Genomic DNA, 24,812 nt, shown 5'->3' on the forward strand with positions numbered 1-24,812 from the left:
AACAGCAATGATTGTTTATGTAGTTTTAAGATCGAATAAACAAGTAATTTAGAAATTTTATCTAAAATAAAAAGCCCGCTTAATGCGGGCTTTTCTTGCAATTTAATTTATCTCTAATTAAACAGCTTGTTGAACGATTACTTGGTCTGCCTTTTTAGTGTATTGAGGCATACGGTGGAAGTTCAGGTAACGATATGTATCAGCTGCCGTTGCATTGATCTTATCTGCATACTCTTGGTACTCAGCAGGTGTAGGTAATTTACCTAGGATTGCTGCTACTGCAGCAAGCTCTGCTGATGCTAAGAATACGTTCGCGCCAGTACCTAGACGGTTAGGGAAGTTACGCGTAGAGGTAGAAACAACAGTTGCTTTATCAGCAACACGTGCTTGGTTACCCATACATAGTGAACACCCTGGAGTTTCGATACGTGCACCTACGCGACCAAAGATACCGTAGTAACCTTCGTCAGTAAGCTGGTCTTTATCCATCTTCGTTGGTGGTGCAACCCAAAGTTGAGTTGGGATACGACCACTGAAGCCATCTAGTAATTTACCTGCAGCACGGAAGTGACCGATGTTAGTCATACAAGAACCGATGAATACTTCGTCGATTTTCTCGCCTGTTACGTCTGAAAGAAGACGTGCATCATCAGGATCATTTGGAGCACAAAGGATTGGCTCTTTGATGTCAGCAAGATCAATTTCAAGTACATGTTTGTACTCTGCGTCAGCATCAGCTTCCATAAGTTCAGGGTTAGCTAACCACTCTTGCATTGCATTGATACGACGCTCAATAGTACGCACATCACCGTAACCTTCAGAGATCATCCACTTAAGCATTACGATGTTTGACTCTAGGTATTCAGCGATAGACTCTTTAGAAAGCTTAACTGTACAACCTGCAGCTGAACGTTCAGCTGACGCATCAGAAAGTTCGAAAGCTTGCTCAACAGTTAGGTGCTCAACACCTTCGATTTCTAGCACGCGACCAGAAAATTCGTTGATTTTACCTTTCTTCTCAACAGTTAGAAGTCCTTCTTTGATACCGTAGTAAGGGATAGCATGAACTAGGTCACGTAATGTGATACCTGGCTGCATTTCACCTTTGAAACGTACTAAGATTGACTCTGGCATATCAAGAGGCATTACACCAGTTGCTGCTGCGAATGCTACCGCACCAGAACCCGCAGGGAATGAAATACCTAGAGGGAAACGAGTATGCGAGTCACCACCAGTACCTACTGTATCTGGTAATAACATACGGTTTAACCATGAGTGGATTACACCGTCACCTGGACGTAGTGATACACCGCCACGGTTCATGATAAAATCAGGAAGTGTGTGGTGAGTATTTACGTCGATTGGTTTAGGATAAGCTGACGTATGACAGAAAGACTGCATTGTTAAATCTGCAGAGAAACCTAAACACGCTAGATCTTTAAGTTCGTCACGCGTCATAGGACCTGTTGTATCTTGCGAACCAACAGTTGTCATTTTCGGCTCACAGTATTGACCAGGACGTACGCCAGGCATGTTACATGCTTTACCAACCATCTTCTGAGCTAATGTGAAGCCTTTACCAGAATCAGTTACAAGAGCTGGCTTACGGAAGATATCTTCAGCTTCCATACCTAGTGATGCACGCGCTTTATCAGTTAAACCACGACCGATGATAAGTGGAATACGACCGCCAGCACGAACTTCATCAAGAATTACGTCTGATTTAAGAGAGAAAGTAGAGATAACTTCATCTGTACCGTGACGCTTAACAACACCTTCGTATGGGAAGATATCGATTTGGTCACCCATGTTTAGCTCATCAACAGGTAGCTCAATTGGTAACGCACCAGAGTCTTCCATTGTGTTGAAGAAGATAGGAGCGATTTTACCACCTAAACATACACCACCAACGCGTTTGTTTGGTACGTGAGGAATATCATCACCCATGAACCAAAGTACAGAGTTAGTTGCAGATTTACGAGAAGAACCCGTACCAACTACATCACCAACGTATGCAAGAGGTAAACCTTTCGTTTTAAGCTCTTCTAGCTGTGCGATTGGACCAACTTCACCTGGTTTGTCAGGATTGATGCCATCACGTTCATTCTTCAGCATTGCTAAAGCATGTAGTGGAATATCAGGACGTGACCATGCATCAGGTGCAGGAGAAAGGTCATCAGTATTTGTTTCGCCAGTTACTTTGAATACTGTAACTGAGATTTTTTCAGCAACTGCAGGCTTGTTTACAAACCACTCAGCATTTGCCCAAGATTCGATTACTTGCTTAGCAAACTCGTTACCTGCTTTCGCTTTTTCTTCTACATCGTAGAAAGCATCGAACATTAATAATGTGTTTGATAAACCTTTAACAACGATTGGTGCTAGCGCTTCGTCATCTAAAAGATCAATCATAGGTGCGATGTTGTAACCACCTAACATAGTACCAAGTAGCTCAGCTGCTTTTTCTTTTGATACAAGTGGAGAGCTCGCTTCACCTTTTGCAACTGCAGCTAAGAAACCTGCTTTGATGTAAGCAGCATCATCAACACCTGGTGGTACGCGATTAACTAGAAGATCAACAATAAATTCTTCTTCGCCTGCCGGTGGATTTTTGATTAGTTCAATAAGATCAGCCGTTTGCTGAGCATCTAATGGCGCTGGTACGATACCTAACGCGGCACGTTCTTCTACGTGTTTACGATATTCTTGTAGCACAATATTGCCCTCTTGGTGACGTGAAAGTACTCGGTAGTAGTAAGCTAAATACCAATTAAGACCCAGTACTTATAGTATTCTGACGGTTAATTATAAAGCTTTTAAGTATAGATGAAAATCCATGCTGTAGTTAGAGGCTTTAATACTCACTATAAATAGCATGAATAGTACTAGAAAAAAACGCTATTCAAATGAATATTTATTAAGAATCATTCCTATCTATCAATTTCTAGGGCTTTAAAATGAAAAAACCCAGCACTAGGCTGGGTTTTAAAATTTGCGTAAAGGGTTAGATTAACGCTCTACTTTAACACGCTCAATAACAGTCACTTTCGCTTCAACACGACGGTTTTCAGCGTGAGCTTCTGGCGTATTTGCTGGGTTTTTAAGACGCTCTTCACCTAAACCAACAGTAGTAAGACGCATTGGGTCAATGCCATCTTCAATTAGTTTCTTAGCAACAGCATCAGCACGTTTTTTAGATAACCACTTGTTGTAGTCAGCTTTACCTACTGACGAAGAGTGACCTTCAAGTACTACGTCTGTTCCTGGGTGCTCTTTCAAAAACGCAGCAGCAGCATCAATATCGTCTAAGTATTGTTGAGATACTTTAGATGTATTGTTAGGGAATGTGATTAGTAAAGTCTTAGACACTTCACGGTCTTCATACAATGTACAACCAGTACCATCAACAGCATCTGTCATTGGTGTATTTGCACACTGGTCATCAGCATCTGGGATATTATCTCCATCGCTATCTACTGGCTCAACAGCTACAGGAACGACAGTTGGAGCTGGCTCTACTGGCTCAGCAGGAGCGCTTTGATCACCAAATATATAGCTAAGACCTAGCTTTGCACCAACATCTGTGTAACCACGGTCAAGACCTTGATATAAAGATGTTTCAGCGTTGAATGCAAAGTTATCGGTGAAGTAATGTTGGTAACCGGCACCTACGTTAGCAAACATTAGATCTTCATCAACAGCATCAAGATTTTTTAAACCAAAAATACCGTAGAAAGGACCACCGCCAAAATGATATAAGCCATCAATACCGTAACGCTTACCACTTTCAGAGCCACTTACAGTGGTACCGGCTGTGGTTTCAGCGCTCCAGTCAAAATCCATATCAGCATATTCTAAACGAGCACTCCAATAATCGCTGAAGCGGTAACCTAATTCCAAACCCCACCCAGTTGAGTCATCTACATCTAAACCGCCAGGTGGATAGTCACGGATATTTTCCCAAGAGTTATCATAATAATCGCCAAATGCGCCTATATAAAAACCTTGTTTTTCTGCAGCGATACCTGAAGCACTTGTTGCAGCAAGCGCTAAAGCTATAGTTAGTGATTTTAGTTTCATGTTTCATTCCCTTCCATTTTAGTAACTAAAGGCAGTGTAGCCTACACTCAGTCAAGATAGGTGATGAGTAATTAATCCAAACTTAATAAACTCAAACAACTAGTAAATTTTTATAATTCCATAGCATCAACTAAATACAGCGACATAAAGCACCTTAATAATCCATGTCGGACTGGTGCAAATTACACGTCATTAAAAATAATTATATAACCTAATAATAATTCAACAAGGTGATTAAACACCATACTACAATAATTTGAACTTTGATTAGGTGATTCATATCAATATATGATGGTTATTACATCTAAAATTGGTACAAATTAAGATTAACTTGTTTCTTAGGAAAGTAAATATTGAATTTCATTCAAAAAAGGCCGGACTAATAAAATTAGTCCGGCCCTAGTTATATATTATTAATTAAATAAGGAATTTCTACCTTAAATATAATAACTTACTTACGAAGTACTTTAACTTTTTCAACGCTCGTGATTTGAGCTTCTACGCGACGATTCTCTGCATGTGCCTCAAGTGTATACGCTTTATTTTTCAAACGCTCTTCACCATAGCCAACCGTAGAGATTCTATCTGAAGAAATGCCGTCTTTAACTAGCTCTTCAGCAACATCTTTAGCACGCTTTTCAGAAAGCATCATGTTGTAATCAGCGTCACCAACTGCTGATGCATGCCCTTCAAGTACTACTGAAGTACCTTCATTTTCTTTCATAAAGGCTGCAACATCTGCAATGTCGCTAAAGTATTGATTAGGTACTTCTGCAACGTCATGCGGGAACGTAACTAGTAAAGTTATAGTTGCCTCTTTTTCTTCATATAGAGTACAACCAGTGCTGTCGACAGCATCAGTCATCGGTGTGTTTGCACACTGATCATCTGCATCCATTACACCGTCATTATCACTGTCAGTTGGTGCAGCGACTACAGGTGCAGGCTCTACCGGAGCAGGCGCACTTTGATCGCCAAAGATATAGCTAATACCCAGTTTAGCACCAACATCTGTATAACCACGATCAAGACCTTGGTATAAAGATGTTTCAGCATTAAAAGCGAAGTTATCTGTGAAGTAGTGCTGGTAACCAGCACCTACGTTTGCGAACATTAGATCTTCGTCAACTGCATCCAGATTTTTAAGACCGAAAATACCGTAGAAAGGGCCGCCACCTAAATGGTATAGCGCATCGATACCGTAGCGCTTGCCGCTTTCTGAACCACTTACAGATGTGCCATCATTAAGCTCTGCATTCCAATCGAAGTCCATATCAGCGTACTCTAAACGAGCGCTCCAATAATCGCTAAAACGATAACCTAATTCCAGACCCCATCCAGTTGAATCATCTACATTTAATCCACCTGGCGGATAATCGCGAACATTTTCCCAAGAGTTATCATAGTAATCGCCGAATGCGCCAATATAAAAACCTTCTTTTTCGGCAGCGAAGCCTGTTGTACTAGTTGCAGCAAGTGCTAACGCAATAGTAAGTGATTTTAGTTTCATTATTTCCTTCCCATTTTCACAATAAAGCTATTGAAGCTAATGTATTTCGAGTACTTAAAACTATATAGCAGCTTAAAAACTAATTTAATGAAATTTTATAAACAGCTATATTTTATATTTACTAATACTTTACTATTAATAAAAGTAATCTATTCAGTGGCAATTTATACTAATTAAAACTTCCAAACTACCAGCATAGTAGTGTAACACCACTTAAAGCAATAATTTACTTTAAATCAATGATATCACCAGTCAATGTCCTGCTCAATCTACGAACATTTTAAAGCGATAAATAACTTTTTTCTTTCAGAGGTGTAACTATCATTTATGTGCCACAGAAAGTTTGATAGTTTTTGTCACCATCACTTGGCAACTCGTACCAACTTTGATGTTCTTTAAAGTATGTGTATGGCTCTGAAATCACTTCAAGAAAATCATTTAATAATAAGCTACTACCTGCTTTTTCAAATTCAGCTATTATGCTTTCTATATTATGATTACGCGGGATGACTGCAGGATTAACGGCTCTCATGACGCTGTAACTTTCAGCAGTTGTTCTTAGCTTCCACTTTAAAACCCACCCTTTCAACCTACAATCCACAGTAAAATCACTTACTAAAGATTCAGTGAGTGCATTAAATGTATTGGTATAATCGAGTTGATGCTGCTTCATTAAAGCAAGTAATTCTGAAACCAAAACATGATCACCTTCTTGCTGACCTGCTAACCCTAATTTCTGCTGCCACATAGCATTAAATGCATCATTAAATTTATCAGCAAAACCATTCACAACCGACGAAAGTTTTTCTACGGCACCATCTTGCTCATCAAATAAAGGAATCAAGCTTTCAGCTAAACGCGCAACATTCCAATTGGCAATATTGGGCTGATTACCAAATGAATAGCGCCCTTGGTGATCAATCGAACTGAACACCGTGTCTAGGTCAAACTGGTTCATCATCGCACATGGGCCATAATCGATAGTTTCACCACTAATCAAAGTGTTGTCGGTATTCATTACACCATGTATAAAGCCAACTCGCATCCAACTTACGACCAGCTCAACTTGTTTATCTAATACAGCAGTTAAAAACTCAATGTAGCGTTGCTCACCAGCACTGCTAATTTCAGAGAAATGACAATTAATTGCGTAATCGACCAGCTTTTCTAGCCCTTCAATATCCCCTTGCGTTGCTAAGTATTGAAATGAGCCGACACGAATATGACTTTTAGCTAAACGAGTAACTACGGCGCCTGTACGAGGCGGTTGGCGATATACGGTTTCACCGGTAGCAACGACTGCTAAACAACGTGTAGTAGCAATACCTAGAGCATTAAGAGCTTCACTCATAATATATTCTCGCACCGCAGGACCAATTGCACAGCGACCATCACCACCACGAGAAAATACAGTTGCGCCAGCGCCTTTTAGCTGTAAGTCCCACAATGTGCCATCTTGATCTGCAATAGCACCAAGTAAATGTGCTCTGCCATCACCCAGACGCGGTGAAAAATGACCAAATTGATGACCTGAGTAACCAAGTGCAACTGGTGCAACGTCGTTACTTATTGTTGAACCAGTTAAGAATTTAGCTAAAAACTCGCTGTCATGATTAATCGAAAAATTATCAGCTAACTGATCATTAAACAGTAGCAATTTAGGCTCAGCTACAGCACTAGGCATATCTTCAATCGTGAGCAGTTCACTAATGTCTGTGTATCGAGGTTGCAGTTTCATAATTTTCCTTAACGCGTTGCTACACCTACGCGGTTATCACCTACACCATAGGCAACAAGCTGACTAAGTGCCTGCAGACTATAGCCACTTTGCTGTTGTAATTCATTGAAGAAGTTTTGCGCTGACTGTAGTGACTTTTTAGTTTGTAAGCCACCGTCTATCAACTCGTGGGCACGCAAGTAGGCTTCTACATCACGAGAAAGCAAGAAGGTATCTTTACCTAGCGCCCGTAAAGCGTATGGGCCAGTATTCCCGCCTAAACGTGCACCATGCTTTTTGAGATAAGCCCATAACCCAATAATATTATCACTTGGCCAGTCAGCAATAAACTGACTAAAGCTGCCATGTTTCTCCGCGACTTCATGGATCATATACGCATTTTCAGGGATTGTTTGTACTTTTTTAAAATTACGAACAATTCGTTCATCACTGGCTTTTTGCTCGAGCATATCCGGCGGCATCATTAACAATTTTTCAATGCTAAAATCCCAAAACACTTCGCAAAAACCAGCCCATTTATTGTTAATAACTGACCAATAAAAACCACTTTGAAAGATTTTACGAGTAAACTCTTCTAACCATAAATCATCATGCATTTTGGCAATATCAGTATCATCGAGCGGGTTTGATAGCAGTGCACGCAGCATGTCTTCGCTACCCTTTCGAGATACGGCTCGCTGATAAATATCGTTAAATTTTTCCATCATTTTTCCAATTTATTTGGTTAACGCTAAGTGTACGTAAAAACACGGTTATACGTAACCATGTTGCAAAATTGGTCACTAAAAAACAAACTCATCAGCTTGACACCTAGATGGCTAAAATGCTTTAATCGCCTCCAATACCCTATTTAACTATGTTGGCTTTTACCTTAAAAGCGAGCATAAAGGGCTGGAAGAGGTGCGTTATTCAGGTAACGTATGGGAAGAGCACAGACTCTGTTGATCATACGTGAGGGGAATTAACGCCGAGAAGTAACACCGTTTGTGAGGTGCTTATTTCGGGCGACTGGGCTGAATCCCAGCGACTGTCACCAACAATAGCAAAGCGCTATTGATTAGTTTGGTGGAGAGCTTCTGGTCTTAGTATAATAAGGCCGTCGCGTCTTTATTATTTTAAGCCCATTCGCTCTTCGAATTATACCTTGTTCGAATGACGACATGCGGCCCCATTCAAATGTTCCCGCATATACTCTTCGAATACCTTATAAGTTCGTGAGAGATGATCAACAATTTTGATTTAAATGACTATCCATTATGGACAGCGCTTGTCACGCCATTTTCTGAATCTGGCGAGGTCGATTACACGGCCCTAGAGCAACTGGTCACTGAACAGCAAGCCGCAAATAACGGCATTTTATTGCTTGGCAGTACCGGTGAAGGACTAGCGCTTTCACTTAAAGAACAACAAGCCATTGTCGAGCATGTTTGCCAATTGGCACCGAGTGTGCCACTGATGATCGCTGTGGGTGGCATGAACCTAAAGCAGCAAATTGCATGGGTTGAATACTGCAATCAGCTGCCAATTCATGGCTACCTGTTAGGCTCACCTCTGTATGCAAAACCTGGTGTTGTGGGTCAAACACATTGGTTTGAAAGCCTACTTAACGCAAGTCATCACCCTTGTATGTTGTATAACGTACCAGGGCGCAGCGCAGTTGAAATTTCACCACAGGTAATTAAAAACCTTGCCGACCACAAAAACCTTTGGGCTTTAAAAGAAGCCAGCGGCGATATTAGCAAGTTTGAAGGCTTTAGAACGGCATCGCCAAAACTTGCCATTTTCAGTGGCGATGATGCACTTATGCCGTATTTTGCTCAAGCCGGTGCAAAAGGTTTAGTTTCGGTTGCCGCTAATGCTTGGCCAAGCCAAACCCATGAGTTTGTTAAACGCTGTTTAAGTGGTCAATACCCAAATCTATTCACTGATTGGTCGCAAGCAATTCAAAGTCTATTTGCTGTAGCAAACCCAATCCCCGTAAAAGTACTGATGCACCTGCAAGGTAAAATAAATACCCCGCATTTACGTCCGCCACTTACGCATTTAGAGCTTGAGCAAACAGACGGCATCACCCACGCAAATAACACTATTTTATCTTGGAACTAAAAACAGGTTTTATCATGAGCTGGTTAGAATTATTAAACAACTTAGAATCAGGCGCAGTTCGCGCAGCAACACAAGACGAGAACGGCAACTGGCATGCTAATATTGAAGTTAAACAAGGCATTTTAGAAGCATTTAAAAATGGCACTAACACCGAGTTCCCAGGTGGTTTTGTTGATAAGCACAACTTAGCACCACAAGGCTTTGCAGCAGATGCAGGCGTACGTATGGTACCAGGTGGTAGCAGTGTTCGTCGTGGTGCACACGTTGCTAAAGGCACTATTATTATGCCACCAGCGTATGTGAATATTGGCGCGTTCATCGACGAAGGTACTATGGTCGACAGCCACGCATTAGTGGGTTCATGTGCACAAGTGGGTAAAAATGTTCACCTAAGTGCAGCAGTACAATTAGGTGGCGTGCTTGAGCCTATTGGTGCAAGCCCAGTGGTTATTGAGGATGATGCATTCATCGGCGCAGGCTGCGTAATTGTTGAAGGTGTAGTTGTGAAAAGAGGCGCGGTACTTGCGCCGGGTGTGCGTTTATCTGCAACCATTCCAGTCTACGACTGTATTAATGAGCGCCAGCTAAACAAAGGTGAAGCAATCCCAGAAAACGCGATTGTGATCCCAGGTTCTCGTCCTGCTTCAAACGCATGGGCTCGTGAGCAAGGCCTAAGCATGTCTTGTGCATTGATCGTGAAATACCGAGATGAACAAAGCGATGCATCATTACTGTTAGAAGAGGTTTTACGTTAATGAGCTTTATGAGCACGCCCATCAAGCAAGCAGTTGAACAAGTAGCAACGCACCTTGATACGCCATTTTTTATCTATGATTTAGATAAATTAACTGCACATTTAAATCAACTGACGGCGCAAACCGATGTGAAACTTTGGTACGCAGTCAAGGCCAACCCACTGTCTCGCATTATTCAATGTTTAGACAGCGTAGGGTTTAATTTTGATGTTGCAAGTAAAGGTGAACTTGAGCAAGTACTTGCTCAAGGCATCGATAGCGAGCGCGTGCTCAATACTGGGCCTGCAAAGAGCCCTAAACAAATTTCACATTTTATTGCTCGCGGTGTACGTACTTTTGTGGCCGAGAGCATTAACCAAGTTCGCTGGTTAAACGAACAAGCAACAAAAGCAAATTGCCAGCTGCAAGTATTATTGCGTGTACAACTACGTTGGCCAGACAGTGAAAAGAACCCACTTGGCGGCGATAGTCTCACCCCCTTTGGTTTGGGCTGTGATGAATGGCAAGCACTAACAGTAAGTAATTACCCAGCACTTAACTTTGATGGTCTGCATATTTTCCAATGGGGCAACATGCTCAGCACCGATAAACTCGCTGAGCTATGGCGTGCCATGATTGAGCCATTACAACGACTCGCTAACTCATTAAATATTAACCTTAATGTTCTCGATTTGGGTGGTGGCCTAGGCATTCCTTATACTCAAGATGCTAACCGACTTGATTGGTCTGCACTTATCGAGACTCTGGCGAGCATTAAAGCGGATGCCGGTGTCAATGAGCTTTGGATGGAACTTGGTCGCTATGCAGTGGGCGAATGTGGTCATTACGTAACGCCGATTGTTGAGCGTAAAGAAAATTACAATCAACAGCAGGTGATTTTATCAGGCGGTATTAACCATTTACTTCGCCCAGCTGTGACAAGCCAAGATTTTCCTGCGGCGTTACTACGCGAATCGACGGCTGAGCCTTCAGCAATGACGTTATACGGCCCACTTTGCACCGCGCTTGATTGCTTAGGTGAGCACCTCTTAGCTAGCGATTTAAATGAGCAAGACTGGTTGGTATTCAGCCAGTGTGGCGCATACGGCTTTACCGAAAGTATGCCGTACTTTTTATGCCACGAATTAGCGGCTGAATACATCCTTGAACAAGGCAGTATTGAGTGCATCCGTAGCGTTGAAGATGCTAGCTATTATTTAAGGTAATCGCCATGAGTAAAGAACTAATCAGCCAAGAGAATATTGTGGTTGGCGAGATTGCCAACGGCCTTCCACTGACAATCCCTGTGTATCGCTTAAAAGGCGATGGCACAGGACCAAGCGTGTATATACAAGCTAATATGCATGGCGCAGAAGTACAAGGTAATGCAGTAATTTATCAGTTACTTGAACAGCTAAAATCTCTAAAGCTACGTGGCGACATTACTCTTGTGCCTTATGCCAACCCAATTGGTTGTAACCAAAAATCAGGTGAGTTTACTCTAGGTCGCTTCGATCCAATTACTGGTACCAACTGGAACCGCATGTACCGCTTTAACAAAGCATTACCCTCACAGATTGCTGAACTGCACAAAGGCAGTGATGATGCGACTCTTAAAGCTGCATTCAAAGAGGCACTCGTTACTGACATCGACAGCCAACTAACCGGTCCTGACTACAGCTTAACAACAGGTAAGCGCATTGCTCTGAACCTGCAAAAGCTTGCGCATCAGGCGGATATTGTTTTAGACCTACACACAGGACCTATCTCAAGTCAGCACCTCTATTGCCCAGAATATGCCAAAGACAGCGCAAGCTATTTCAACATTGAACATATCTTATTGATCCCAAGTGACTTTGATGGAGCGATGGATGAAGCGAGCTTCTGTCCTTGGTGGTCGCTTTCTGAAGAACTTGCCAAACAAGGCCGTGAATTTGCAGTTCAAGTTGAAGCATTTACCGTTGAATTAGGTAGCCAAGAAAAAATCGATTTAAGTGCAGCCCTTGAAGATGCAAATAGTATTTTAAGTTACCTCACTCACAAAGAGGTATTTGTGGATGCTGCTTATAAACCAAAAGCGATAACACGCTATGCCTGTATGCTTGAAGATTATGTTGCTTACTATGCGCCTATGGGTGGCATGGTGGAATATCTTGCCCCGCTTGGAGGCCATGTAAAAGCAGGCGAGCCTATAGCCCACATTTTACGAATGGAGCGCTACCTTTCTGAGCAACCCCTTCAAACATTAAGTTTTGATAAAGACGCCATCGCTATTTTGCATTTTGCTTCAGCAAGCGTGAATCAAGGTACTGAACTTTATAAGTTTTTTACAAACATATTTGAGCTATAAGCTCACACCTTCTCATTGCGTGAGAGTCGACGGCTTATGCCCTTAGGCCGTTACAGTAGAGCTCCAAGCTTAGCTTGGGGCTCTCTATTTACCCAAAATTTCAACAATTCAGTACAAGTTCACGGTTACTTATGTAAAAATCGTTATAATTATACCTACTTACAAGTCTACTGAAAGGGAACTGCAATGGGATGGCGCATTTGGCTGGCAGCCGCTGGCTTATTTTCTGTACCTGTATTCGCTCAAACTGAACAACCACAAACTAACGAACAAGATGACGCGCTAGAACTCGTAAAGCAGTGTATTTTGAACGAAGCTATTGGCGGTGACGGTAAACAAACACTCGAAGAACTTCGTAAAAAGTGCTCTGACTTAGACGAGAGCAAAAAGCTCACGGCTTTAGACAAACGCAAAGCTCGTGAAGAAGTGAGCAAGAAAAACCGTAATGTAATCACTCCACATAAGCGTAACTACATTTTACCGCTCTCTTACGTGTCTAACCCTAATGAGCGCCCTTTTGATGGTTTAAAAGACCTTGCTGAAGAGGTCGATGGCGAACCACTCGATAACCTTGAAGTGAAATACCAACTATCAATTAAAGTACCTATCTTCGAAGGCTTCTCAGATAAAGACCAAGGTATCTTTTTTGCTTTTACATTGCAGTCGTTTTGGCAGTTTTATAACAAAGATATTTCATCACCATTTCGTGAAACCAATTACGAACCGGAGATATTCTGGATGAACTATCTTGATCCTGAGCATGTACTGTGGGGTGATGAAATGGCAATCGCAATTGGTGCCTCGCATCAATCTAATGGTCGAAGCCAACCTAATTCACGCTCGTGGAACCGTATCTATGCTGATTTCTTATGGGAAAAAGATGGCTTTGTATTTAGCTTTAAGCCGTGGTATCGCATTCCTGAAGATAAAAAAGATGATGAGCTAAAAGCACGTGGCGATGATAATCCAGATATCTACAAATACATGGGTTATTTTGAATTCTCAGGTGCATACCGTTACAACGAGCATGAATTCAGCTTTATGACGCGTAATAACTTAAACTCAGATAACCGTGGTGCAATCCAGTTAGATTGGTCTTTTCCTCTTTGGGGCAGGTTACGTGGTTACGCACAATACTTTAATGGCTATGGCGAGAGCTTGATTGACTACAATGCTGATATTGAACGCTTTGGTGTCGGTATTCTGTTAACTGACTTGCTTTAACTGTAATAAAGAGCGAGCTTTAGTTAGCTCGCTCTAAATAGTCGTTATTTTTTAACGATGAAGTGGCCTTCAAATTCAGCAACTAACACATCACCATCATATACATTCACTGGCACATGGTAGCTTGCTTTACCATTAGACTCTAAATCCGCTAACTTACCTTTACAACCAGCCAATTCAACGCTCCCGCGAGGGTCGTTATTCAGTGGCTTAAGGTATTTAATATTAGCATCAGCTAACACGATATTTCCTTCAAGGCCTGCTTCTTTCAGCGCAAGGTAAGTTGCTCCCCACCCTGTTAGCGTTGCTAAACTATAAATAGAACCAGCAAACATTGTATTATGAAGGTTTAAGTTCGCATCTAAATCAGCACGAGTAGTAAACTGCCAATCAGTATAGCTTTCAACTTTAATCCCCATCGCATCACTGATTGGAATCGACTCACGCCAAGTATTTTGTAGTACTTGTGTCCAGTTTGGATGACGAAACCAACCCGGTTCAGACGGTTTTTGTTTTACCATTTTCCAGTGCTGCACATCGTCATACGCGAGATGCGCTTTTTCTTTTACTTCGTAGCCATGACGCTTGTAGAAATCAAGCGCGCGTTCACGAGCAAACAATACCAATTCATCGGCATCTTGAGTCCATGCTATTTTTTCTAATTCATGTAATAAACGACTACCGATATGCTGGTTACGGTTACCTTCAGCCACCGCCATATAGCGAACTTGCGCTTGCTGATGATTATTAAAATGTAGGCGAGCTACACCTAAAACTTCGCCGTCATTATTTTTGATAAAGCGGTGCTCTGCGTCTTGCTCCAAGTCATCTTGCTCAGAACCACGCGGCTCGCCCCAAGGCGCTCTTAAAACCTGCCAACGTAGTGAATAATACGCTTGCCAATCTTCGCTGCTTTGTGGGGTGGTCACTTTAAACATAAAAACTCCTGTGATAATTCAGCCACTGTCTGTTGTTTTTCTCACGTGGCCTTTGGAATGCGAATTACGATACGCGATCTTCTAACAAGTTGGAATAATACTTTGGTGACCCAGTCTAAATTATTATTCCAAGCTGTAAAAACTAATGCACAATTGCACTTTATGCCTACTGGTCTATGCTGAAATAATTGTCTTATTTTTATAAATAAATAGCTAAAAGTCCGAAATATGGAACATTTTATTGAACCCAGTGGCGCAGTAAAACATAGTTTTATTGAGGACTGCCACCGATTAGGGCAACTCATCTATTGGCATAAGCAAGGCAATTACAGTATTCAAGTTAGACAACTTAACCAATTACGCTGGTTACTGATCAACGAAACTCTACAATCCGTCATTGAGAAACGTCGCCCTGCGAGGTTGCTTTTTCCTCATTTACAATACCTTGCAAAGCTTTGGCAAGACTTAGAAGAGCCTAAAAAAATTTTAGAATTAGGGTTAGGTGGCGGTGCTATTCGTAACTACTTACAGCACACCTACCCCGACAGCCAGCTGACATCAGTTGATAAAAATCCCGACATAATCCACTGCTATAAACGCTACTTTGGTGGCGATCATGCCAATAATCTACACTGTTTTGATGCGCAACAAGTTTTAGAGCAAAATAACAAATACAATTGGATTATCTTAGATTTATTCAGTGAAGTAGACGCACCGCTATTTTTATATAAGCACCAGTTTTACACTAAATTAAGAGCTGCAATGGCAAAAGGTGGTTTATTGTTTATTAATTTTTTATCTAATCACCCATCGCAACTAAAGCAACTTGAGCACCTACTGATCACCGAGTTTGGTAAGCGCCCAAGTATTATGAAAATCCCAGACTATGTGAACCACATAGTGATGATCAAAAAGTAAAAATACTTATACCAACCCGCTTAATTAAGTAGTCTATTTTGAGGCAATAAAACCTCGTTGATAACAAGGCAAAAATTTCGTTATTTAGTTGTTCTAAATGAGAAATTTTTAACGCAGTTAGCGACAGGTTTAATCCCTCAAAATGATTAAGTATTATTGCGAGTTGGTATTACACAGCTAAATTAAAAGTAACTGGACCATCGTTGCATAAGCTTACTTGCATATCAGCACCAAAACGCCCAGCAGCGACTGTTAGGCCCGATTTTTTAGCTTCAGCGATAAAATACTCATAGAGCGTATTTGCTTGTTCAGGTGTGCCAGCACTTGAGAAGCTCGGACGCATGCCCTTTTTAGTGTCAGCTGCTAACGTAAACTGCGAAACCACTAATAGCTCACCCTTAATATCCTTCAAACTTAAATTCATCTTTCCTTGTTCGTCGGTAAAAATGCGGTAATTACTGACTTTATGTAAAAGCTTCTGAGCGCTTTGCTCGGCGTCTTGTTTTTCAACACCTAATAACAACAAAATACCTTGTGAAATTTCACCCACTACCTCGCCTGCCACTTCTACTTTTGCCTGTTTTACTCTTTGAATTAAGCCTTGCATTGATCCCTCGATAACTTGATATACATTAAATCTGCGGCACGTCGCATTGCCGCCAAATATACCTGATTATCGCTGCTGTGCCCAATGCCATCTAAAATCAATAATTGTGCATTTAACTGTTCAGCAAGCTGCTGTACCGCACTATATCGACAGATCAAATCGGCGCGGCCATGAATAAACCAAATAGGTAAATGAGTAAGTAAATGTGCATTTTCTGCGATAAAGGCCTCTTCGATAAAGCAGTGATTACGAAAATAATGCACCATTAACCTTGCTTGATTTAACCCTACATGGGGCTCTTGTAAACCCCAGTTTGTTAATGGCTCACCATGGCACAGCACCTGTTCCCAATGACACCATAGTTTGGCAAATTTACTTGCTTTTATTTGATCGTCACTGTTTAACTGTTGCTGATAAAAATCGAGTAAGGCATGCCAATCGGAGTAATTGTGCGCAAACTCATTGAAGCACTCTGGATAAAAATGCGCGCCGGCTCCATTTTTTGTATAGAGCCATTCAAAGTCGCTATTACAAGCTAGAAAGCTGGCCCGTAAAATAAGTCCTGCAATATGTTCCCGATGATTTATTGCGTATACAAGTGCCAACGTGGCGCCCCAAGATTCGCCACAAACAAGCCACTTATCAATACCTAACTGGTTGCGTAACAACTCAAGGTCTGCGACTAATTCGGAAGTGGTATTTTTAGATATATCATGAGGTGTAGAATGACCACAGCCACGCTGGCTGAACATGATCACCCGAAAACGTTCTAAGTCGAAAAAGCGGCAATTTTCTGGGCACAGCCCCGCGCCAGGACCGCCATGACATAACACCACTGCAATTCCCGTAGACGCACCATATTCTTGAACATGGATTTGATGACCATCACCAACACTCAAATGATAGTCACGGTTAGCAACATAATGTGGATGTAACTGCACCTCGCTCTCCTTAGGTGCAGTATATTTAAACCTCTATATCAGGCGTGTCCTCAATATTCTCAGGGCTGATACATACAGTAAATTCTGCACCGAGTAATACGACAATCCACGACAAATACACCCATACAAACAGAATAGGTATTGTTGCCAACGCCCCATAAATAACCTCGTACGATGGGAAGTGACTGATGTACAAAGCAAAGCCTTTTTTTGTCAGCTCAAACAACATAGCTGCAAACAAAGCGCCCGGAATTGCCGCTCTAAATGGAACTCGTGTGTTAGGAACTAAAGTATAGAGCATAATGAAGCCAATCATTGAAATTATGTAAGGTAATAATTTCAATAAAAAGCCGCTAAACCCGGGAATCCCCTGATCAGCAAATGACACTAAAGAGACAATGTATGAGGTCACACCAATACTTGCACCTAGTAGTACAGGGCCTAAACTGAGCACCATCCAGTATACGGCAAACGAAATCATCATTGGGCGTTTTTTCTTAATACGCCAAATTCGGTTTAATGTAGCATCAACATTCCGGATAAGTAGTAAGGAAACCGCTGCTAAAAAGCCCACACCGACAGCAGTCATTTTATTAGCATTACCTGCAAAAGCACTGATATGCTCTTTAATTACATCTGTAGAGGTCGGCACAAGATTAGTAAACAAAAAGTTTTCTATGGTCACCAATGTGCTTTCGAACCCAGGAAAAGCAGAAAAGATTGCCACACCGACAGCCACTAAAGGTACGATTGATAACAGGGTTACATAAGCCAAATAACCAGCATTTACAGTTATTTGATCGTCAATACAACGATTAAGATACTGCATCCACCAAGTAGGTTGTTGCTTCAAGAAAATGCTTATTTGCAGCTTATAACGACTGAGCTTCTCATCCATAGAATCTAATTTCTGCTAAAATGTTTTGATAATCATAGCAATCCACCACATAATTTGAAATGACAGGTACCTAAAAAGGATTCTCAATGAAAAAACTGACACTTTTAAGTGCACCACTATTTGCAGTAACAATGGCATTAACAGGCTGTCAGTCAGCTTATTACTCAGCCATGGAGTCTGTCGGTGTGCATAAGCGCGACATTTTAGTTGATCGCGTAGAAGAAACAAAAGAGGCGCAGCAAGAATCGCAAGAAGAGTTTCAATCAGCATTAGATAGATTAACCACACTAATCAACTTTGAAGGTGGTGAACTACAAGATGCCTACAATCAACTTAATGATGACTACGAGTCGAGCTTAGCGGCAGCGAATGATGTAACAAGTAACATCAATAAAGTAGAAGATGTAGCTGAAGCCCTATTTGATGAATGGGCCGATGAGCTAGAGCAATACAAAAGCGCCTCACTAAAACGTGAAAGCAGCAAAAAGCTCAATGCAACTAAGCGCCAATTTGATCAACTACTTCGCTCAATGCGCAGTGCAGAAAGCAAAATGGAGCCGGTATTATCATCACTACATGATAATGTTCTGTATTTAAAACATAACCTCAATGCGCAGGCCGTTACTGCAATCAAAGGTGAGTTCACAAGCCTAAAACGCGATATAAAAGTGTTAATGGACGACATGAACAAATCAATTGAAGACTCTAATAAGTTCATTGAGCAAATGAATAAAGCGGGCTAACCAACTCAAGCTATTAGTAACAAAAGCCTACTTAAACGTAGGCTTTTTTGTGTAACCTCTTGTTACTTTTTAATGATTTATCTTAAATTTTATTTTGCTAAACTCACGGCAAAGAATAAAAAGTAAGCATGGTATGCATTTAAAAACTCTCTCAACACTTATTGCAGCAGCACTCTTGAGTGCATGCAGTAATTCAAACACTGTTAATGTTATTGCCGGTGAAGGCACCATCACTCCATTAAAAACCGAGGGTGAGTACGAAGGTCGCTACCACAACCTTTATCCTGGTGATAAAGAATACCCAACAACCTGCACTGACAATTGCTATGAAGCGTCAGAACTACTCGTGTGCGACGACAGCAACTCACAATGCCAATATCAAGCACAGCAAAATGTACCTGCAATCAACTCAGGCTTTAAGGTTCGTTGGTTAGGCCATGCTAGCTTTTATATTCAGTCACCCAATGGTGAACAGCTGTTGTTTGACCCTGTTAAGGATCAGTTTGATTCACCCGTAGACTTAGCCTTTAAGCTAGCAGGGGGCATCTATCGCAAACCCGGTTTTTGGCCATCAAAAGTACAACTTAATGGCTTAGATGCGGTAATGTACTCACATATTCACTATGACCATTTTAACAAAGCGGATATAGAAGAAATTGGCAATGCTCCGCGCTATTTAGTGCCATTAGGGTTTGCAGATAACTTCCCGACGGGTGGCTTTAATATTTCAGAAATGGCATGGTACGCAAGTACACAAATTAATGACTTAACTGTTAATGCGGTGCCAGCGCACCATTTTAGTAGCCGTATTATGGTGCCTTTCATTTACGACGACCACAACAAAGATCTCTGGAATGGCTGGTTACTAGAACAAAATGGTAAAACCTTATTTTTTGCTGGCGATACCGGTTACTCAAAACATTTTCAAGATATTAACCAAAAATATGGCGAGATTGATGTGTGTTTGCTGCCGATAGCTTCCTATTACCATGAAGAAAATGGCAAATGGTATCGTTATGTTCACACAACGCCAGAAGATGCATTAAACGCGGCAGAGGAACTAAGCTGTAAAGTGATGATCCCATGGGGTTATGGCAACTCAAGCTGGCAAATGGGTGATCACTCGAGTCACTCTGCGTTATTGAGATTACTACATATGCAAAAGCAGATGAACAGCCAAGTTCCTCTTTACATATTAAATGAAGGCGAGCAAGTGTCACTGTAGTGACACCTGCAAGCATTACATCGTATGTTTGAGCAATGAGTCACGTAAAGCTAGCATAAGTTTATGCGCGCTTCCTGCAGACATGGCTAATGGGTTAAATTCGCTGGTCCCTGAATATTTAAGATTAATAGGGCTTACTTGTTTAGTGTAAGGAATATAACCCATAGACCAATTTTCAAATTCCCTTTCATAAATTTCACAATAATTCAGCATGATAATATTACGATGACGCTTGTCATTAAGAATACGATGATAAGTCTCATTCACTGCTTTTCGTGACCCTTCGAGGCATTGCATAAAATGAGAACTATTAAAACAAAGTAGCCCTGTTACATTACATTTAGCATTATTCTGTTTAGCTTTCTCTAGAATATTTTCGATGTCATTAGGTCCAAATCCATCGCTAATTTCACTTGTGTAAATCAGTCTAACTAAATACATCTTACTCTCCTGCAAGGTAGATTTAGAAAAGATAGTACAAGTGGGGGGGTTAGTAAAAAGTTGCGAGTTGCTCATTAAACTAATTAGTTAGGTTAGAAATACAAAAAATAAGCAAAGCTATAGCTCTAATAGCAATGTTGGAACAATTTACTCCTAGTGAATGAGCTTAGGCTAAATTCCAGTGGCATTAACTTTGTTATGGAAATATTTTCCTAAAATTCCTGTAGGTAGCGATAAAACATTAATCACTGTGGTACGAAATATTACGCCAACAAGAAAAGTAATATCAAGGTCAGGATTACCATCCCACTCAGGTTGGGACATTAGTTGCGACACATAGTGTAAGTCACTTGAGATCTGACGGCTGACGGCTGACGGCTGACGGCTGACGGCTGACGGCTGACGGCTGACGGCTGACGGCTGACGGCTAATCATACAACAAAAAACCGCCGTATTTTTCAATACGGCGGTTTTAATTTTGAAAAACTAAAAGACCTTATTAGTCTTTAGCTGCACGACTCGCACGTTTACGCTCACTTTCAGTTAAGTGACGTTTACGAATACGGATGCTCTGAGGTGTAACTTCCACTAACTCATCATCATCGATGAATTCAATCGCTTGTTCAAGCGTATAGTTAAGTGGTGGTGTTAACGTTTGTGCTTCATCTGTACCAGATGCACGAACGTTAGTAAGTTGCTTACCTTTAAGTGCGTTTACTGTTAGGTCGTTATCACGGCTGTGGATACCGATAACCATACCTTCGTAAACTTCAACACCGTGACCGATGAATAACTTACCGCGGTCTTGTAAGTTGAATAATGCGTTAGTAAGTGCTTTACCAGTTGCGTTTGCAATCATTACACCATTCTTACGCGCACCGATAGTACCGCCTTTATGTGGACCGTAGTGATCGAATGTGTGGTAAAGAAGACCAGAACCAGACGTTAATGTCATGAATTCAGTTTGGAAACCAATTAAGCCACGGCTTGGGATCATAAAGTCCATACGTACACGGCCTTTACCATCTGGAGACATGTCTGTTAGTTCACCCTTACGAAGACCAATTTGTTCCATGATAGAACCTTGGTGCTCTTCTTGACAGTCGATTGTAAGTGTTTCGTATGGCTCTTCTTTTTGACCATCAACTTCACGAAGGATTACTTGTGGACGAGAAACCGCAAGCTCGTAACCTTCACGACGCATGTTCTCGATTAAGATACCTAAGTGTAACTCACCACGACCAGAAACACGGAAGCTATCTGGATTGTCAGTTTCTTCAACACGTAGTGCTACGTTGTGTACAAGCTCAGCTTGTAAACGCTCAAGGATGTTACGTGAAGTTACGAATTTACCTTCTTTACCAGCAAATGGTGATGTGTTTACAGAGAACGTCATTGTTACTGTAGGCTCATCAACGCTTAGCGGTGGTAATGCTTCAACGGTATTTACATCACAGATAGTGTCTGAGATTTTCAGCTCACCAAGACCTGTGATAGCAATGATGTCACCCGCGCCTGCAGATTCTGCTTCATGACGCTCAAGGCCTAAGTAGCTCATTACTTGGCCAACTTTACCGTTACGCTTAGTACCGTCTGCACTAACAATTGTTACTTGTTGGTTAGGACGAACAGTACCACGCTTGATACGACCTACACCGATAACACCGATGTATGAGTTGTAGTCAAGCTGAGAAATTTGCATTTGGAAAGCACCTTCAGGATCTGCATCCGGTGGAGATACTTCGTCAACGATCATCTTGAACATTGGTTCCATGTTATCTGATGGCTCGTCTAAATCCATTGTTGCCCAGCCGTTGATCGCTGATGCATAGATTACTTTAAAGTCTAACTGTTCGTCAGTTGCACCTAGGTTATCGAATAAATCGAAAACTTGGTCCATAACCCAGTCAGGACGTGCACCTGGTTTGTCGATTTTGTTGATAACAACAATCGGCGTTAAACCTTGTGCGAATGCTTTTTGCGTTACGAAACGCGTTTGCGGCATTGGACCTTCTTGAGCATCAACAAGTAGTAATACTGAGTCAGCCATCGAAAGTACGCGCTCTACTTCACCACCGAAGTCGGCGTGTCCTGGGGTGTCTACGATATTGATATGGTAGTCGTTCCAAGAAATAGCTGTGTTCTTAGCTAAAATGGTAATACCACGCTCTTTCTCAATGTCGTTTGAGTCCATTACGCGCTCTTCGTTACCGCCGCGCGTTTCTAATGTGCCTGATTGCTCAAGCAGTTTATCAACCAAAGTTGTTTTACCGTGGTCAACGTGGGCGATAATCGCTATATTTCTTAACTTTTCGATGCTCATATTTTTTCTCAGAGAAATTGAATCTCATTGATCCTGCAAGATCTACGCAGTCACCTGCGTTTTCACCAGATGTCCCAGCATAGGATTTAAAAGGGCGCATATTATCCCTTAATAATGGCATGGATGAAAGTTTATCCAATATAAATTTATAAACTTTCTTCAGGCTTTTTATAAGTATCTGTTTTATAAATGACAAATTTATGAAAATTAAAGTGAATCTGAACGCAAAACTGGCGAAAATTTAGTTTTTGAACCATATTTTGGCACTAAATCGTGTTCGTAGCAGAAAAATTGGCACGCGCAATAATTGTGCAAAAATAAGGTTGCACTTTTTATGCACCACAATGAACTTTTTATGCACCAACTTGGTGCTTGAAGAGTTAACAAAACTGAGCCGTGTTTATTTTTATAAGCCTAAACAATGTGTTAAAAACATGGCACGAAACCAGCTTACAATAGCGAAAAGCAATAATGCAGCAAAAATAAAACCCAACAATTGGAGGACACATGTCACAATCGGTTTTAGATTTTATCAAAGAAAATGACGTTAAGTTCATTGATTTACGCTTTACTGATACCAAAGGTAAAGAACAGCATGTTTCTATTCCTCATCACCAAATTGATGAAGATTTCTTCGAAGACGGCAAAATGTTTGACGGTTCTTCAATTGCTGGTTGGAAAGGTATTAATGAATCAGACATGGTACTTATGCCTGTTCCTGAGTCTGCGAAAATGGACCCGTTTTCTGAAGAAGCTACACTAATCATACGTTGTGACGTAGTTGAGCCTTCAACACTTCAAGGTTACGAGCGTGACCCGCGCTCTGTTGCAAAACGCGCTGAAGAATACATGCGTTCTACAGGTATTGCTGACACTGTGTTATTCGGCCCTGAACCAGAATTCTTCCTATTTGACGATGTTAAGTACAAATCAGACATGTCTGGTTCTATGTATAAAATCGATTCTGTAGAAGCAGCTTGGAACTCAGATAAAGATTACGAAGGTGGCAACATGGGTCACCGTCCAGGTGTTAAAGGCGGTTACTTCCCGTGTTCACCTGTTGATTCATCACAAGACTGGCGTTCAGCAACTTGTTTAGTTCTTGAAGAACTTGGTCAAGTTGTAGAAGCTCACCACCATGAAGTAGCAACTGCAGGTCAAAATGAAATCGCAACGCGCTTCAATACAATGGTATTAAAAGCTGACGAAATCCAAGAGATGAAATATGTTATCCATAACATGGCTCACTTATATGGTAAAACAGCGACTTTCATGCCTAAGCCAATTGTAGGTGATAACGGTTCAGGTATGCACTGTCACCAATCTTTAGGTAAAGATGGTGTAAACATCTTCGCTGGTGACAAATACGCTGGCCTTTCTGAAGAAGCTCTTTACTACATCGGTGGTATCATCAAGCACGCTAAAGCAATCAACGCATTTGCTAACGCGTCTACTAACTCATACAAGCGCCTAGTTCCAGGCTTCGAAGCACCAGTAATGCTTGCATACTCTGCACGTAACCGTTCTGCTTCAATCCGTATTCCAGTGGTACCGTCTGCAAAAGCACGTCGTATCGAAATTCGTTTCCCTGATCCAACAGCAAACCCATACTTAGCATTCTCAGCAATGCTTATGGCGGGCCTTGACGGTATCAAAAACAAGATCCACCCTGGCGATGCAATGGACAAAGACTTGTACGATCTACCTGCTGAAGAAGCTGCTGAGATCCCACAAGTTGCATCTTCTTTATCTGAAGCACTTGCATCACTAGACGCTGACCGTGAGTTCTTAACTCAAGGTGGTGTGTTCACTGATGACCTAATCGATGCTTACATTGCTCTTAAGAGCCAAGAAGTTGAAAAGCTTAACATGACAACTCACCCAGTTGAGTTCGAAATGTACTACAGCGTTTAATTTAACGCTGTATCAGAATTATCTGAAAGATAATAAATGTGTGTTCTCAAGCCCGCTTTGCGGGCTTTTTTAATGGTAATTGAGCGGGTTCTACTCTACAGTTTTATTTAAATAAAAAATGC

20 protein-coding genes and 1 riboswitch are annotated in these 24,812 nt (G+C 41.4%); of the genes, 9 read left to right on the plus strand and 11 right to left on the minus strand.

Annotation, left to right across the window (positions count from 1 at the left end; translation table 11 throughout):
- Positions 1-117 precede the first annotated feature (117 nt).
- The 5 genes from acnB to J3455_RS17840 form a co-directional block, all read right to left on the minus strand.
- Complete coding sequence (acnB, locus tag J3455_RS17820) at positions 118-2,715, minus strand: bifunctional aconitate hydratase 2/2-methylisocitrate dehydratase (protein ID WP_130049980.1); 2,598 nt, start codon at positions 2,713-2,715, stop codon at positions 118-120.
- A 294-nt stretch (positions 2,716-3,009) separates the two neighbouring features.
- On the minus strand, positions 3,010-4,080 hold the full coding sequence (locus J3455_RS17825) for an OmpA family protein (RefSeq protein ID WP_130049981.1): 1,071 nt from the start codon (positions 4,078-4,080) through the stop codon (positions 3,010-3,012).
- Positions 4,081-4,531: 451 nt separating this feature from the next.
- Positions 4,532-5,590 carry an OmpA family protein gene (locus J3455_RS17830; RefSeq protein ID WP_130049982.1) on the minus strand — a complete coding sequence of 353 codons (1,059 nt, stop codon included), beginning with the start codon at positions 5,588-5,590 and terminating at the stop codon, positions 4,532-4,534.
- A 325-nt stretch (positions 5,591-5,915) separates the two neighbouring features.
- The gene (locus tag J3455_RS17835) at positions 5,916-7,328 is read right to left on the minus strand and encodes a protein adenylyltransferase SelO (protein WP_167659059.1); all 1,413 of its coding nucleotides are present in this window, start codon (positions 7,326-7,328) and stop codon (positions 5,916-5,918) included.
- 8 nt (positions 7,329-7,336) lie between these two features.
- Entirely contained in the window at positions 7,337-8,032 is a 696-nt protein-coding gene (locus tag J3455_RS17840; RefSeq protein ID WP_130052214.1) for a DNA-3-methyladenine glycosylase I, read from the minus strand.
- A 183-nt stretch (positions 8,033-8,215) separates the two neighbouring features.
- Positions 8,216-8,412: riboswitch (Lysine riboswitch) on the plus strand.
- A 137-nt stretch (positions 8,413-8,549) separates the two neighbouring features.
- On the opposite strand from J3455_RS17840, the gene dapA reads away from it, so the two are divergent.
- From dapA to J3455_RS17865, 5 genes are all read left to right on the plus strand, one after another.
- Entirely contained in the window at positions 8,550-9,434 is an 885-nt protein-coding gene (gene dapA / locus J3455_RS17845; protein ID WP_130049984.1) for a 4-hydroxy-tetrahydrodipicolinate synthase, read from the plus strand.
- Positions 9,435-9,448: 14 nt separating this feature from the next.
- Positions 9,449-10,189: a 2,3,4,5-tetrahydropyridine-2,6-dicarboxylate N-succinyltransferase gene (locus J3455_RS17850; protein ID WP_130049985.1), complete on the plus strand. Its 741-nt coding sequence runs from the start codon at positions 9,449-9,451 to the stop codon at positions 10,187-10,189.
- The gene (locus J3455_RS17855; protein ID WP_349562122.1) at positions 10,189-11,394 is read left to right on the plus strand and encodes a PLP-dependent decarboxylase; all 1,206 of its coding nucleotides are present in this window, start codon (positions 10,189-10,191) and stop codon (positions 11,392-11,394) included. The genes J3455_RS17850 and J3455_RS17855 overlap by 1 nt, the downstream gene beginning before the upstream one ends.
- A 5-nt stretch (positions 11,395-11,399) precedes the next feature.
- Positions 11,400-12,518: a succinylglutamate desuccinylase/aspartoacylase family protein gene (locus J3455_RS17860; protein ID WP_239977793.1), complete on the plus strand. Its 1,119-nt coding sequence runs from the start codon at positions 11,400-11,402 to the stop codon at positions 12,516-12,518.
- Between the two features lie 186 nt (positions 12,519-12,704).
- Positions 12,705-13,742: a phospholipase A gene (locus J3455_RS17865; protein WP_130049988.1), complete on the plus strand. Its 1,038-nt coding sequence runs from the start codon at positions 12,705-12,707 to the stop codon at positions 13,740-13,742.
- Positions 13,743-13,786: 44 nt separating this feature from the next.
- On the opposite strand, the gene J3455_RS17870 is transcribed toward J3455_RS17865, so the two are convergent.
- Positions 13,787-14,680, minus strand: coding sequence for a bifunctional GNAT family N-acetyltransferase/hotdog fold thioesterase (locus J3455_RS17870; protein WP_130049989.1), 894 nt, complete (start codon positions 14,678-14,680; stop codon positions 13,787-13,789).
- Positions 14,681-14,908: 228 nt separating this feature from the next.
- Here J3455_RS17870 and J3455_RS17875 point away from each other — a divergent pair, with 228 nt between their 5' ends.
- Positions 14,909-15,598: a spermidine synthase gene (locus J3455_RS17875; protein ID WP_349562123.1), complete on the plus strand. Its 690-nt coding sequence runs from the start codon at positions 14,909-14,911 to the stop codon at positions 15,596-15,598.
- 169 nt (positions 15,599-15,767) lie between these two features.
- On the opposite strand, the gene dtd is transcribed toward J3455_RS17875, so the two are convergent.
- The 3 genes from dtd to J3455_RS17890 are packed head-to-tail and all read right to left on the minus strand — an operon-like array spanning position 15,768 to position 18,044.
- Positions 15,768-16,205: a D-aminoacyl-tRNA deacylase gene (gene dtd, locus J3455_RS17880; RefSeq protein WP_349562124.1), complete on the minus strand. Its 438-nt coding sequence runs from the start codon at positions 16,203-16,205 to the stop codon at positions 15,768-15,770.
- Complete coding sequence (locus J3455_RS17885; RefSeq protein ID WP_286256620.1) at positions 16,193-17,146, minus strand: alpha/beta fold hydrolase; 954 nt, start codon at positions 17,144-17,146, stop codon at positions 16,193-16,195. Before J3455_RS17885 ends, dtd begins: the two co-directional genes overlap by 13 nt.
- Positions 17,147-17,171: 25 nt before the next feature.
- Positions 17,172-18,044 carry a virulence factor BrkB family protein gene (locus tag J3455_RS17890; RefSeq protein ID WP_055198935.1) on the minus strand — a complete coding sequence of 291 codons (873 nt, stop codon included), beginning with the start codon at positions 18,042-18,044 and terminating at the stop codon, positions 17,172-17,174.
- An 86-nt stretch (positions 18,045-18,130) separates the two neighbouring features.
- Here J3455_RS17890 and J3455_RS17895 point away from each other — a divergent pair, with 86 nt between their 5' ends.
- Entirely contained in the window at positions 18,131-18,787 is a 657-nt protein-coding gene (locus J3455_RS17895) for a DUF2959 domain-containing protein (protein WP_130049993.1), read from the plus strand.
- 133 nt (positions 18,788-18,920) lie between these two features.
- Positions 18,921-20,012, plus strand: coding sequence for an MBL fold metallo-hydrolase (locus J3455_RS17900; RefSeq protein ID WP_130049994.1), 1,092 nt, complete (start codon positions 18,921-18,923; stop codon positions 20,010-20,012).
- 15 nt (positions 20,013-20,027) lie between these two features.
- On the opposite strand, the gene J3455_RS17905 is transcribed toward J3455_RS17900, so the two are convergent.
- Both J3455_RS17905 and typA read right to left on the minus strand, forming a co-directional pair.
- Positions 20,028-20,453 (minus strand): BLUF domain-containing protein, encoded by a 426-nt coding sequence (locus J3455_RS17905; RefSeq protein ID WP_130049995.1) that lies wholly within the window; start codon positions 20,451-20,453, stop codon positions 20,028-20,030.
- A 499-nt stretch (positions 20,454-20,952) separates the two neighbouring features.
- Positions 20,953-22,776, minus strand: a complete 1,824-nt coding sequence (gene typA / locus J3455_RS17910) for a translational GTPase TypA (protein WP_130049997.1) — start codon at positions 22,774-22,776, stop codon at positions 20,953-20,955.
- A 507-nt stretch (positions 22,777-23,283) separates the two neighbouring features.
- On the opposite strand from typA, the gene glnA reads away from it, so the two are divergent.
- Entirely contained in the window at positions 23,284-24,690 is a 1,407-nt protein-coding gene (glnA, locus tag J3455_RS17915) for a glutamate--ammonia ligase (RefSeq protein ID WP_130049998.1), read from the plus strand.
- Positions 24,691-24,812 lie beyond the last annotated feature (122 nt).

Source organism: Pseudoalteromonas sp. NFXS39 (assembly GCF_040148775.1).
GTDB lineage: Bacteria > Pseudomonadota > Gammaproteobacteria > Enterobacterales > Alteromonadaceae > Pseudoalteromonas > Pseudoalteromonas apostichopi.